Genomic DNA, 12,557 nt, shown 5'->3' on the forward strand with positions numbered 1-12,557 from the left:
ATGGATGTGCTACTTGCTAGTACTCCACTCAAACAAAAAAAGCAGATACATGCTACAACACCAATATTTCCGACTCGGAATGATGGCAAGCTATCCAAGTACAAGCATTTAGGTAAGGCTGGTAGTCTTACCTACATAGATGCCATTGAACAAATTACTGCAAGGACTAAAATTGAAGCTTTAGATCGTTCAATTGAGGTTCTCAAACAGGGTTTAAAAGATTTAGTCGAAGAAACTTCCAAATATAATAAAGAATAGTGAGTGGTTCGCGATAGAGCATCGCGAACCACTCTTTCTTTTCCACATCCCGTGAAAAGTCAGAGGAGTATACAAGTCTACAACTTACTTGGATTAAAAGCGAATTTAGTAAGCATGTAGAGTAGGCATTTTACCTACTCCAACAGCTTTTAGCGAGCGCTATCAACCGAACTCAATATCAATTTTATCCTTTGAGCTTTTGTGGTACGAAACTCGGCAAGTCAGTACTGTCAACCGCAAAAACGAAAAACTTGTTTGGGTTGTCAACACTTATTGAATGGTAAGTATCCGGCGCTAAAGTACCAAGAAAATCGTTGTCATTGGCGATGAATAAGGTATGCTTTTTCACACGGTTAATAACCACATCCTCCCCAAAGGCCAAACCTTCAAGCTTGGCTGGAATGTCTTCTTCTTTGATGCCGTTTTGAGTTAGTGCAACCACCACATCGAGGAACAGGTTCTTACTGACGGCTTTGCCAACAAGGTTTCTTTCTCCGGTAATATTGCTTACTTCTTGAGCATTTGTCAAATCGATACGGTAAATCTTCTTAAAGGCAGCCTTAGAACCATCGCCCAACCCCTTGCCATCGCGTTCATCTACTAGGAATTCGCGATCATTGATCGCCAAAATCTCGCTGACGGTGGGATATTTCGGTTTAGCCGCCGTACCAATATTATCTAGCTGATAGGCGTATTCTTGGGTGACGCCTGTTTCTATATCAATCTTGACAATTCTGATATAAGCACCATTGGTACCACCATCTTGGAGCAGTGGACTCTGCAAAATTCCAATCAGGGTTTTACCGTTGGGAGTAATTGCAAGTCCTTCCATGCCTTTGTTCGCAACCCGACCGGATGTATTACCAGTGATCTCTGTATCACTAACGGGACTCAAGTTGCTGACTGCAAACTTGTTAGGTAGGTTAAAGACCCTCATCCGCTTACCTGTATTGCGGTTAAATTGATATATATATGGGCCGTATTCATCCGAGATAAATATCTTCTCTCCATTATTAGATACACGCACTCCTTCAGGATCGAAACGCGCATTGTTGGGATATGTCGAGATTTGGGTAGGGTTGAAGTTGTCTGAGCGTCCAGTGAAATAGTTTTTATTATTGTTGTTTAAAGCTGGGGCACCGTTAGGTAATCCCAATTCCCCACCACTTCCATAGTAAAGAGGCTCATTGCTGAATAGCAGAGTTGTGTCAATCAAAGAAGGGGTAAGGGTGAAAGGCAACCCCGTATCAAGCTTGTTTGGTACAAGTTTTACTTTGATAGTTTGAAAACGGTTGATATAGGATACTGTATCACTCACAGCGCTATTGTATGGCACCGCATTTGGGCCCCGGTCTGGGATAGCGATAAAGGTATTATTGCCAGCGTAGGCTAGTCCCGACCCTAAACCCCCTAAGAGATTTCCCGCAACGCCGTTTTCTAGGGGAGCAGATGTTTCGGTGGAATGATCACTTATCTTACCATCTAGGCTTCCAATTGCAATCAATTTTACCTCTGCATTGGCAGCAGGAGCTATTGCAAATAATACCAAAAATGACAAAATGAGACTTTTTTTGAGCATATCAGTTCTATTGCTAAAAGACAGTATTTATTAAAAAATATTGTCAGTTTTTTTACTTTTTTAGTATCTATTACCAGTAGTTAAGCAAAAGTTAAGCTTAGATTAAACAAAAATATTAAATTTTATATACAACTCTTACCATTAACATTCAAAGTTGCTAGCTATAGACAAATAAAAACCACGTTATATATAAATAAAAAACTGATAATTATAAAGTTTAAAACGTAAAAATCCAATAGTTACAATTCAAAATTAAAAATATTAGCAACTAATTTTATAAACTTCAGAAATAAAACTGGGTTTTGATATTTCCACTCAGCAACGTCAAAAAAGAAACAAGGTGTTTAAAAACTTAACTAGACAAAATCCGCTACTACCAAAATATAACCAAAAATTACTGATGGCTTAACTATCAACCATAAACATTTGTACTTGAATAGTGAAGCAATTCGCAGCCAAGCAAACTTTGCATGGTGTTCAGCACTTGTGCAGGGCAGTAAAGGAGAGACTATCCCTTCGGTAGATCGTGGCAACCAGAATAATTGCTTATCCCAAAGTATTGAGGAGATACAAGTTTTGTTATTTTTGCGATACACCTATTCACTCTCAGCGCAGGAATTATTAGAAATTGATGTGGTATTTAACACATCAATTTCTTCATTTAGTGGTTTTTTATTTCTTGTACTCCCTGCGCTCTTTATCTATTCAGTATTTTTCTATTTGGAAGTCCTTACAGTCCAGTGGTAATGTCTGGGTTCTATCAATCTGAACACCTTGCAGTCGTTGAGGATCTAAACCTAAAACCTGTAATGTCGTTGGAGCAATTTGGGTAGTAGAGACGATTCGACTGATAGTTTTACCTTGCAAATTGTGGGAAAATCCAGTGCTACCTACAATCAAGGCTACGTGGGTGTCAGCATCAGTAAATCCACCATGCTCTGCACGCTTCTTGATAGCGTTACCAAAGAAATAGCCAGTTTTGAGTGGAACAATAATGTCAGGTGTGCGATCGCTTGTCCTTGGATCTCCCAATCCGGCATTGATTATGCTCTGACCATACAATAGCTTTCCCTGAGCAGCAGCATCTTCAGTTGAAAACGCCACTCCAGTATTTGGATCAATCGTATTATCAAATGAGTAATTTTTGGACTTCAGCAGGGCTAATGCTTTTCGGACATCAGATGGATTTTTCAAGAAGATCAGTGATGAAGTATCCTGACCTCGCTCAGAAGCAATCTGGATGCCGTTTCTTACTAAGAGAGCGCCAACAGCAGTAAGGTTTCCATCGCCACCGGCAACACCAGTAACACTATCAAATGTACTACTCAAACCAACAGTCGGATCTTGTCCGGGATTTTGTCCGTGCTTGGCGGTCAAAATTACTAAAGTTGAACTGTCTAATCCTTTCTTTTTCAGTTCGTCCAAAATCAGACCGATGCTGGCATCAGTGTGGGCTACTGGACTTACGAGATCAGGACGGGCATTTCCATCTTTGTCAATCCCGCCACCATTAAATTGAGAGGCAGTCTCTTTCTCGGCTACGCTTACAGCTTGGAAATTCAAGCCAAAAATTGCCGGAGTGTCTACTTTTCTAGTGCCAGAATCGTTTAATCCATCAATTTCGTTTAATATCTGCTTCACCTTGAGATCGTCGTAGGCTGAGGTTGTAGCTACACTTGTAAACTGGCTAGCTCTAAAACCAGCAGGTGGAGCCTTAAACAGAGCCGGATTACCCTTTGTCGCGTCATTAAAGAAAGTAGACGTGATTTTAGAGTTGGTGTTGGAGTAAGGAGTACCTGTTGATTGATCAACCAAAGCTCCAAGGGTGCTTGGGAGAAGTCCTGGCTTAGTTGGATCAATTGCCACTGCGGCGTTAATTTCTAATGAAGAGTAATCGCTAATGCTGCCGACCCGACCCGTTGCCAAATTAAACTTCGTTGGGTCTTGTGTATTTCCAGCGAGGACGGTGTAAGCTGCGGGATGCTTGTCAGACCAAGCAGTACGTAGTCCAGCCGCGCTAGCTATGTCAAAAATGGTATTTACTTTCAGGTACTGGTTGGGGTAAACAGGGTTGCCATTGCGATCAACTGGCAATTGGGTTTTATCAAATCCCTGACCGCCATCTAAGGTGCCACCCTTACCATTAGCCCAAGATGCATCAACGTTTTCAGCAAATTCTACGACAGTACCTGGTTTGACGGTGCCTGCGGTGATTTGGGCAGTAGTAGTGCCTGGGGCATACAAGGCGCGACTGTAGGATTTATCATAAAATACACCTGTCGTGCCGGGTTTAGCACCAGTGATATAGTTTAGCTCCCCAGGGAAGGAATCTGATGGTGCAGAAGTGAAAGCATTAGTGTATGTCACACCTTCTCTCTGCAACCGCTTAATATTTTTCAAAGAAGATTGCAGATTAGCAACTGATAGATCAGAGTTGTGCAATCCATCAATCGAAATAATTAGAACATGACTAAATTGGGCAGTTGTATTTCTGATACTGATTGCTTGAACACCAGGAATAAGGGTGTTGCTAAAAATCGCCGTCGTCAACACCCCAAAAAGTGTTTTCTTCATTGTGTGTAACTAAATTGGAAAAATGGCTTATAATTTCAACAATCTGTAAAAATCCGGAGTTCAAGGGCTACTTCTTTTGGCAATGGCTTTCGCCCAGCATTTATTAAAGACTCCCAGAATCACCCCATTGAGAGTATTGAAAAGATAAAAGAAAAGTACATTCACAGGTATTGATTACAAATATACACGGAAGGAAATGCTCGTAGTGGGTCTTACGTGATTTTGCTTATTGTTAGGAAGCACAAATTTGATTAAATCAATAACGATGCAAGCAACACAAGTATATTGAATATTGCTTCACCAAATCTTTATAATTATTTGTGATATAGCAAAAATAAATTCAGAACGATTTTATGCCGTTTGAGCAATCACCAAGATTATCAATAATTGTTAATTCCCATTTTTACAAGGCCTTCAGAGTTAGGTAATTTCAAATTTAGATAATAATTTTCTGCCTAGTTTTTTAAAGTATTAGTAAAGTTAAGGGTTTCTTAATGTTTCAATAATGTGATAATGCAGAGATATCTCCGAGGGACCATCTCACTAATATGTGTGTTAACCAAATTACCACTACGCCCCCCGTGTTTCTATTCCTCCAAACCCTAAATTGCATTGTTCCTGCATACTCCCTGAAAGTTAAGTGAAACTTATCGCCCCGCTGTAGCAGACCGATAAGATTTCATCATCTTCCACGCTCTTGAACGAAAAACGGGGCTTTAAGACTGCTACGCTGGGAAAGTGTTGAATCCTAGCAGAAGGGAATCAAGCCGAGGCCAGCTTGATTTTGACTTAAAAAATATGCTAGGCTGGCTGAACTAGTACAAAATGCCTCCAATGAGATGGTAAATAGTTTTTGGGCTTACTATCAACTTGAGAAATAACTAGACATTTAACATTATTGGCAAAACGTTAAGGTATGTTTATGGGAAAACTATAGGAATATTAAAAACATATTGATTTACGTGTTGCAAATAATCCTGGGTCTTGGCCACTTTTGGTGATGATGAAAGGTTACGCGCTTTAAGGCAGAAGGCAAACGACCCTTATTTACTGGAGTTTAGACTAAAGCATGGCAAAATGACCCAGCAGCAGCTTGTAATAGACATTACACGTAATGGCTCTTATGTGTAACACACGCTTAGAGTGAGAAAGATTTTTTGTAAATACCAACTTCTGACCCAAGATTGGTAAAACAATAAGAATTTGGTGTAATTGAATTTTAATATTTTTGGCTCTCCCAGACTTCGGTTGATAAATTAACAATCCTGCTAGTCCCTATGTTTTCCAGACGTATCTAAGCGGTTTCTTGACCTACATAGGGGAAGATGAAACTATTCAATAGTTTCGTCGGGACAGACTTTGAAATATGAAGAGCATAACCGCACCCCTTGCCGCGCTTCTCCTTTCTGCTGGCGTTATCGCTCATGATGGAGCACAAACCGCTACCATGAGCGACATCCCTACGAAAAGTGTCCTACCAAGTGACCGCAGACCCGAGGGCGGAATGGGGATGCAGGACACCGTTTTCTACAGCGAACACATCAAAGCCGTTACCGCTGTGACTGAGATTTTTGGCGATGGGCAACGTCTCACGGCTTCCATCGTTGAATACGACACACCTATCAAAAACAGCAGCCTCTCGACCACCACCTTCGCTGTGAGCGATCGTAATATCATGCGAGTGTATGCTAATGCTCGACCCGAAAAATCAGAAGTCGGCAAGGATGGAAAATTCGTCATCATTGAATTGGACACAGCCAATTCCAATGCTGCTACTTACAACGCTCAAGGCCCCGTGCTACGCCAGGCATCGGTCACGGTGAATCAGGCGGCATCAGTCCAAACAGCGTCTGGTCTGCGGTATTCCCCGACTGCTAAACCTGTCTCAAACACCCGACAAGTGAACTTGATTGTAGATGATTTTCAGCAGTTCAAGTTCACTGATCCGGTGACAGGCTTGGTTCTCACGTATAACCTCTTCATTCCCAAAGGTTACAATCCGAACACAAAGTATCCAATGATGCTGTTTATGCACGATTTGGGTGTCACCAACATAAATCCATACACGACACTGGTGCAAGGACTGGGCGCTACTGTTTGGGCTAGTTCTCAAGAGCAAGCCAAACACCCAGCGTTTGTTTTGGCCCCACAGTACCCCGTAGCGCTCGCGAACGATAACTCCCAAACTTCTGATTACGCAGATGTAACCGTTCAGCTTATACAGGATTTGCAGAAGCGATACAGCATCGACGGGAGCCGCTTATACAGCACAGGCCAGTCTGGGGGATGCATGACCGCCATTGCACTGAACATTAAGCACCCGCAATTGTTTGCGGCTTCGCTGCTTGTAGCAGGTAAGTGGGATGCGAATAAAGTCGCACCCATAGCGAAAAATAAGCTGTGGATCGTGGTGTCTCAAGACGACAGCAAAGCATACCCCGGCATGAACGCCATAACTGCCGAGTTAGAAAAACATGGAGCGATAGTGACTCGTGCCGAGTGGGACGGCACCGCCAATGCTGCACAGTTCAAGCGTGATGTAGAAACTATGCTGCAAGCGGGGCCTAATAGCAACGTCTACTATGTGGACTTCAGACAAGGCACAGTGATTCCGCCAGGGCAGAGCACCGCTGGTGGGGCAGGTCACCGAAATACATGGCGCATCGCGTATACCATTGAAGGTGTTCGCGACTGGCTGTTTCAGCAGCGTAAATAACAGAAACCCGCAAGGCACCAACAAGCAGCCCAACAAGGCGCTGTACCCGACCGATTATATACAAAGTCATGTTTAAACAGTTACTTTTGTCACTCATAGCCAATAGAAATATTTATGTAAAATTTATTATGTAAAATTTCTAAAACTGCATGCGCTCTCTACCCCGCATCGATTCGAGATACTGGTTTTGCCTTTGTGCCGCTAGCGTTTTCGGCACTAACACCGGCGACTTCGTTGGAGACGAACTACACCTCGGACACCTCTCAGGACTACCCTGGCTGGCTGGGCTATTCGCTCTAATCCTCCTACTCGAGCGAATTGTCCGCCGATCCACACCACTGTGGTTCTGGTTTGCCATCATTACAGTTCGCACGGCAGCTACCAACGTCGGGGATATGTTCCATGATTGGCACATCGACTTCGCAATCTCTATACCGATGGTTCTTGCGCTCTTTGTTTGCGCAGTCTGGGTCTACCGCCGGTTTTTTGATGCGGTGACTACCTTGGGCGATACCGTCCGCGTAACACCGAGCTACTGGGTCTGTATGATGCTGGCTGGTGTCCTTGGCACCCTCCTTGGCGACTTCGCGTCCTTTAGGCTGCATCTCACGCCGCCAGGGGCCGCAGTGGTGGTAGGGGCGCTGGTGGCGATGACGCTCACAATAGGCCGACGGGGGCAAATTCTCGCGCCATCGCTCTACTGGATCACGGTGGCACTCATTCGCACGGCTGGCACTGCTGCCGGCGATGCCTTGGCCCACGCGTTGAGCCTGACATGGAGCACCTTGCTCACCGGTCTTGCTTTCCTGGTTCCCGTCATCGCGTTCTACGGAACCGATCGGCCGACAAAACGGTTGAACAAGTAAGCAACGAGACGGACGCTCGCCGACCGATGACTGAATCGACAAACAAGAGTGGAGGTTGAGCCGGGAGCAACGCGATTTTCTGAAGTCGGACAAAAACTTTCTTTCTTCTTCCTTCGGCTCTCTGTCTTCTGCCTAAACCAGCCCACTATTGATCACCAAAAGCTGACAAGAACCATAATCGAATGGCACTAAGAAAAGCCGAAACCCTTTGGTTTAAACAGTTTATAATTGTTTGCGTAATTCATTCCTTGGTTTTGTCATTAAGGGGTAAGCTTTTGGACGACGTTTACGAACGCGTGGTTCGTTTCTAGCAGGGCGATCGCTTACAGCCTTGTGAGCAACAACTTTAAGTAAAGTGTGATAAATTTGCTGGAGTTTTGCGTCGCTCCCAGTTAACAATTGAGGAATAAAGTTAATTAAATGATGGCGAGTACCTTGTAATGATAAGCGATTTGGAGGCTACCATAAGTAGTTCCAGCCGACCACATCAAGCTACGAAGTAGATTGTAAGCTAGCAAATAAACGTCTTTTTGAAAGTATTTCATGAACGAGTAAGCTTTTCCTACCTAAAAATTTTTTAGACAACCCGTACATCTTTGCACTGTTTGGAGTCAGGCATAACGTTGTTTACCGCCCCAAGCATCAAGGCGGGCGGTTACACTGGGAGCAAACTTCATAGCGAGCAACACTTCATTAAGGACAATTGCCTGCCCCGCGCCGACACTGTTTAATCGCTTTAAAATCTGTAGCGCTTATCCTGTATAACGAATAGCTTTTCTTAGTGCCATTCCATTCTGAACGCTTTATCTATTGCAAAGTTTTTTAGAATTGGTATAAGTTGTGAAATTACTCGTTGAGACAGGCAACAGGGTTAAAAGATTACAAATGCACTTTGTTTTTTCAAAAATGAAATAGGACTGCTATATGTTTGTGGAATGCTGATTCTGTCATGGAAAGGGGCGCTGTAACAATTTAAAATTCGGAAACACTTATAGGTTAGACTGGGAGAAAGGCGATTTTGTGAGCAGGGAGAGCAGGGGAAGCAGGGGAGACAAATAAATAAGTGTATTTCAGGCTATCGCGGTATAAAAAATACGAAATTTGTCTCTTCACTCTCCCTGCTCCCCCTGCCTCCCCTGCTCTTTTCACGATGATCTCACTTTTTCGCGTTGCTCGCGGTTAGACTTTACAAGCCGCACTTACGCGAGCGCGAGATAAGAGGGTAAGTCCAACGTATCCACGCTCTCCAAAATGTATACGCAATACGATCTGATAAAACGGTCGGTAGGCTTCCCCGAAGTTTTTGGTTGTTTTTTATACGTAAAATCAGGTCTTCGATACTCACGTACTCGGCTTTTGTCGTTTCATTGTCTCTTACCGATGCCCACCCAACTGCCTTAGCGAACTGTAAATAGGTTTTATAATCATCTCCTTTTAGTATTATATCTAGTTGATTTCCCTGATTAATCCATATTTCCTTTTGCACACTAAAGCCAAAACGGTTGTGTGAATTGGCAACCCAAAGCCGATTTAGTCTTTGCAGGTCTGCACAAGAAAAACTATTAATGTCTTCAGGTTTTAAATATTGTTCTTTTTCTTTTTTAGCAATATTGAGCATCAGTCGGGATGTTTGGATATTTGCTGCTAAGCAATTTTCAGCCTTCAAATAATTTTCAATTTGAGCATATAAATGTTCGGTAACAACCAAAAGCATTTCTACTAAATTCTTTACCATTACGCTGATATCAATTCCCCAAAACTGCATTTTCTACAACCACTCCCCGCTAATAAGTATTTTTATTGCTGATCCTGGGTATATTAACCATCTCTCACAAACGAAAGCAAAAATCCAAAAGGACTGCGATGCGAAAGCAAAGACAAGCTTCATACCCGAATGGCACTCTTGTAAACGTGAAACCCTTATGAGGGCAGGGTGTGGGGCAGGGCAAACGCATCTAAATTACTCTTGATCACAACCAAGGCAAAATCTTAGTGCCATTCAACCATAATCCTGGCTGAAGGACAGGACAATTGACAAATGTCCTACGAGACACAGGACACCTCAGGTCAGTCTTATCGCTCTCTGTTGACTGGGTTCCTAACAGTAGATTTTGCAGAGGTTTTCGGTAAAGTGTTAGCTGCTGTCTTCCCACCCCCTTTACCTCCAGCACAAAGCAGGGTGGTTTCATACAAGCAGAGAAAAATGACAATACTTCTAGAAGGCGATAGGAAATTGACAAGCGGTTTGTATGAATAATCTGCTCGAACAGTTGCAGCAAGTGCCAGACTATCGGCACATTAGAGGACGAAGACATGAATTGTGGTTGGTACTGTTTGTAATCTTACTGGGAGCAATGACTGGATATTGGGGCTACCGACCACTTGAAGACTTTACTGTTGTACACAAACAAAGCTTGATTGAACTGTTAAACCTAGATCTGACAATCAAGTTTCCATCCTACTCAACATTCCGACGAGTACTAAAAACTGTAGATTTTCAGCCGTTAACAGACTTATTCAATAATTGGGCATCAGTTTTTGTTTCACCAATGCCAGGAGAAAGACTGGCAATTGATGGCAAAGGCATTCGTTGCACAGTCACAGATTACAGTCAGTCCTACCAAAACTTTATCAGTACAGTCTCAGTTTATAGTCATTAGCGAGGTATTGTACTCAGAATGCAACCAATGTCTAATAAAAAAATTAGTGAGGTGGCGATTGTACAACAATTAATTTCCGAGTTTTGTGGTCAACAAGTGGTTTTCACTCTTGATGCTTTACACTGCCCAAAAAAACAGTATCACTGATTATTCATGGTGGCAACGACTACATAATTAGATTAAAAGAAAATCAACCAACTCTCTACAAAATGGCTCAAATCCAATCATAACAAAATACACCACTCTCGCGTGCCACAACTTTAGAGAATGTTCATTCTCGACTAGTCCAACGTGAGTGCAAAGTTTTTGCTGCCCCCGAACAAATGCAAAAAAAATGGTCTGGATTGAAAACTTTTGTTGTGGTCGAGCGTCAAGGTGAGCGCGATGGTCTGCCATTTTACCAGCGTCAATTCTATATCTGTAGTCAATGTCTGGAAGCTGAACAGTTACTTGCTGATATTCAAGGGCATTGGGGCATCGAAAATCGACTGCATTGGGTAAGAGATGTGACATTCAAAGAAGACTTTCCACCACGCCAGGGTGGCAATGCCCCTGTGAATTGGTCTATCTTACACAACTTTTTCATTACGATCGCTCGCCATCTCGGTTTCCGAACTATTCCTCAAGCACAACGCGCCCTCTCCAACCAACTCGATAGAGTTTTTTCTTTCTTTGTATGAAACCACCCTGCTTTACCTCCAGCACAAAGGGGGTTACAACTAACTCCTTATCGGGAATTAAACGAAGCAACTGTTGAAGGTTATTTGTTTTCGACTACGAAGTGGCGAATTTATTGGGAATCAAACCCAGTAACGTTGCCGAGTACGGTGATGAATTTTCGGATGCGGGGTTTGTCTTCTCCAGGGTTGGTCGGCAGGTGGACAAATCGCGTGGCAATGGCAAGTCAAAAAAGCACTTCTGGTAGAAGAGTAGTCATTTATGTCCAAGTTGGTTGAAGTAATTAGCAAAATCTTTTCCAGTTCTTGACTTTTAATATCTATTGTTGAATTACTGACTTTAATTGCAAAAGGCTTTGCATCATGAAAAATTATCCTAAAACTATTCTGTCAACTCTTGTTGTAAGCATTTTGACATTTGGTGGTTATATGCAAACAACGTGTGCCCATCAATTACCATCTCATCTTTTAGCTAGATCACAGTCTGCTAGTAGTGTCTAAATTGCTGAAGTGGATAGCCCTCATGATCGTGATAGTAGTCATGAAGATGGCGATAAAGAAGCTAGTGATCTTAGAAGAGTGTCTGTGACAAAAACGTACAGAAGAAATCAAGCTAAGTATCCTTTGACACATCAGAGAAAATATCATCATGTAAGGAGGCAGCACACAAAGTAACTGCCTATGTGGGAATGGCACGCAGGCTAGGCACAATTAACAAAGTTACAGCAGTTGCTCATGGGGTCCCTTCTGCCGCGACCTCTCGTGGAGCTTGTGCTTTTTTGCCGTACTCAAAATCTCTGCCACAGGTGTCCTGCCTCCCTCACCCCCTTAGGAACTATACCTCTGCCCATCATTACATTGCTTGACTACTAGTGATTTATTACAACACAGCCAACTTTAGGATGTGATGTAATAAATCACTAGTAGCGAAAAATCGAGAAGGACAAATATCATGAAGAAAATGTTAAACAGGGTTCCAGAGGTGACAATTTACTTCTGGATTATTAAGGTTCTGGCAACCACGGTAGGTGAAACCGCAGCAGACTTTCTGTCAGCAACCCTGAAGCTTGGTTTAGGTGTTACATCCTACATTATGAGCAGCGTGTTACTGATTGCGCTGTTGAATCAGTTTAAGCTTAAGAGCTGATTCGTAAAGAAAATCTAAAGAGAATTAAGTCTCGCTTTACTCAGGTTATAGGCTAAACCGAGAGCAGTTATGTTATTGTC

11 protein-coding genes and 2 pseudogenes are annotated in these 12,557 nt (G+C 42.7%); 9 read left to right on the top strand and 4 right to left on the bottom strand.

Annotation, left to right across the window (positions count from 1 at the left end; translation table 11 throughout):
* Positions 1–258, top strand: a complete 258-nt coding sequence (locus tag V7K85_RS36070) for a hypothetical protein (RefSeq protein WP_334821495.1) — start codon at positions 1–3, stop codon at positions 256–258.
* 184 nt (positions 259–442) lie between these two features.
* Here V7K85_RS36070 and V7K85_RS36075 read toward each other — a convergent pair whose 3' ends face one another.
* Both V7K85_RS36075 and V7K85_RS36080 read right to left on the bottom strand, forming a co-directional pair.
* Complete coding sequence (locus V7K85_RS36075; RefSeq protein ID WP_334821497.1) at positions 443–1,837, bottom strand: esterase-like activity of phytase family protein; 1,395 nt, start codon at positions 1,835–1,837, stop codon at positions 443–445.
* A 705-nt stretch (positions 1,838–2,542) separates the two neighbouring features.
* Complete coding sequence (locus V7K85_RS36080; RefSeq protein ID WP_334821499.1) at positions 2,543–4,411, bottom strand: alkaline phosphatase family protein; 1,869 nt, start codon at positions 4,409–4,411, stop codon at positions 2,543–2,545.
* Between the two features lie 1,366 nt (positions 4,412–5,777).
* On the opposite strand from V7K85_RS36080, the gene V7K85_RS36085 reads away from it, so the two are divergent.
* The 3 genes and pseudogenes from V7K85_RS36085 to V7K85_RS36090 all read left to right on the top strand — a co-directional run bounded on the left by V7K85_RS36085 (position 5,778) and on the right by V7K85_RS36090 (position 7,993).
* Positions 5,778–7,127 carry a hypothetical protein gene (locus tag V7K85_RS36085; protein ID WP_334821501.1) on the top strand — a complete coding sequence of 450 codons (1,350 nt, stop codon included), beginning with the start codon at positions 5,778–5,780 and terminating at the stop codon, positions 7,125–7,127.
* 149 nt (positions 7,128–7,276) lie between these two features.
* Positions 7,277–7,444 (top strand): annotated as a pseudogene (locus V7K85_RS36785) (hypothetical protein); the annotation flags it as partial.
* A gap of 78 nt (positions 7,445–7,522) precedes the next feature.
* The gene (locus V7K85_RS36090; protein WP_334821503.1) at positions 7,523–7,993 is read left to right on the top strand and encodes a hypothetical protein; all 471 of its coding nucleotides are present in this window, start codon (positions 7,523–7,525) and stop codon (positions 7,991–7,993) included.
* A 416-nt stretch (positions 7,994–8,409) separates the two neighbouring features.
* Here V7K85_RS36090 and V7K85_RS36095 read toward each other — a convergent pair whose 3' ends face one another.
* Positions 8,410–8,538, bottom strand: coding sequence for a hypothetical protein (locus V7K85_RS36095; RefSeq protein ID WP_334821504.1), 129 nt, complete (start codon positions 8,536–8,538; stop codon positions 8,410–8,412).
* A gap of 641 nt (positions 8,539–9,179) precedes the next feature.
* Positions 9,180–9,758, bottom strand: a complete 579-nt coding sequence (locus V7K85_RS36100) for a GUN4 domain-containing protein (RefSeq protein ID WP_334821506.1) — start codon at positions 9,756–9,758, stop codon at positions 9,180–9,182.
* Between the two features lie 273 nt (positions 9,759–10,031).
* Between V7K85_RS36100 and V7K85_RS36105 the strand changes: the two genes are divergently transcribed.
* From V7K85_RS36105 to V7K85_RS36125, 5 genes and pseudogenes are all read left to right on the top strand, one after another.
* Positions 10,032–10,250: a hypothetical protein gene (locus V7K85_RS36105; protein WP_334821508.1), complete on the top strand. Its 219-nt coding sequence runs from the start codon at positions 10,032–10,034 to the stop codon at positions 10,248–10,250.
* Positions 10,243–10,653: a transposase family protein gene (locus V7K85_RS36110; RefSeq protein ID WP_334821510.1), complete on the top strand. Its 411-nt coding sequence runs from the start codon at positions 10,243–10,245 to the stop codon at positions 10,651–10,653. The genes V7K85_RS36105 and V7K85_RS36110 overlap by 8 nt, the downstream gene beginning before the upstream one ends.
* Positions 10,654–10,904: 251 nt before the next feature.
* Positions 10,905–11,333: pseudogene (locus tag V7K85_RS36115) on the top strand (ISAs1 family transposase); the annotation flags it as partial.
* A gap of 84 nt (positions 11,334–11,417) precedes the next feature.
* Positions 11,418–11,609: a hypothetical protein gene (locus tag V7K85_RS36120; RefSeq protein WP_334821512.1), complete on the top strand. Its 192-nt coding sequence runs from the start codon at positions 11,418–11,420 to the stop codon at positions 11,607–11,609.
* Between the two features lie 682 nt (positions 11,610–12,291).
* Positions 12,292–12,477, top strand: coding sequence for a hypothetical protein (locus V7K85_RS36125; protein ID WP_334821514.1), 186 nt, complete (start codon positions 12,292–12,294; stop codon positions 12,475–12,477).
* Positions 12,478–12,557: the final 80 nt, after the last annotated feature.

Source organism: Nostoc sp., from assembly GCF_036917615.1.
Taxonomy (GTDB): Bacteria; Cyanobacteriota; Cyanobacteriia; order Cyanobacteriales; family Nostocaceae; genus Nostoc.

Coding starts and splice junctions, on each gene's coding strand:
- V7K85_RS36070 (WP_334821495.1), top strand. CDS start 1: ATGGATGTGCTACTTGCTAGTACTCCACTCAAACAAAAAAAGCAGATA.
- V7K85_RS36075 (WP_334821497.1), bottom strand. CDS start 1,837: ATGCTCAAAAAAAGTCTCATTTTGTCATTTTTGGTATTATTTGCAATA.
- V7K85_RS36080 (WP_334821499.1), bottom strand. CDS start 4,411: ATGAAGAAAACACTTTTTGGGGTGTTGACGACGGCGATTTTTAGCAAC.
- V7K85_RS36085 (WP_334821501.1), top strand. CDS start 5,778: ATGAAGAGCATAACCGCACCCCTTGCCGCGCTTCTCCTTTCTGCTGGC.
- V7K85_RS36090 (WP_334821503.1), top strand. CDS start 7,523: ATGTTCCATGATTGGCACATCGACTTCGCAATCTCTATACCGATGGTT.
- V7K85_RS36095 (WP_334821504.1), bottom strand. CDS start 8,538: ATGAAATACTTTCAAAAAGACGTTTATTTGCTAGCTTACAATCTACTT.
- V7K85_RS36100 (WP_334821506.1), bottom strand. CDS start 9,758: ATGCAGTTTTGGGGAATTGATATCAGCGTAATGGTAAAGAATTTAGTA.
- V7K85_RS36105 (WP_334821508.1), top strand. CDS start 10,032: ATGTCCTACGAGACACAGGACACCTCAGGTCAGTCTTATCGCTCTCTG.
- V7K85_RS36110 (WP_334821510.1), top strand. CDS start 10,243: ATGAATAATCTGCTCGAACAGTTGCAGCAAGTGCCAGACTATCGGCAC.
- V7K85_RS36125 (WP_334821514.1), top strand. CDS start 12,292: ATGTTAAACAGGGTTCCAGAGGTGACAATTTACTTCTGGATTATTAAG.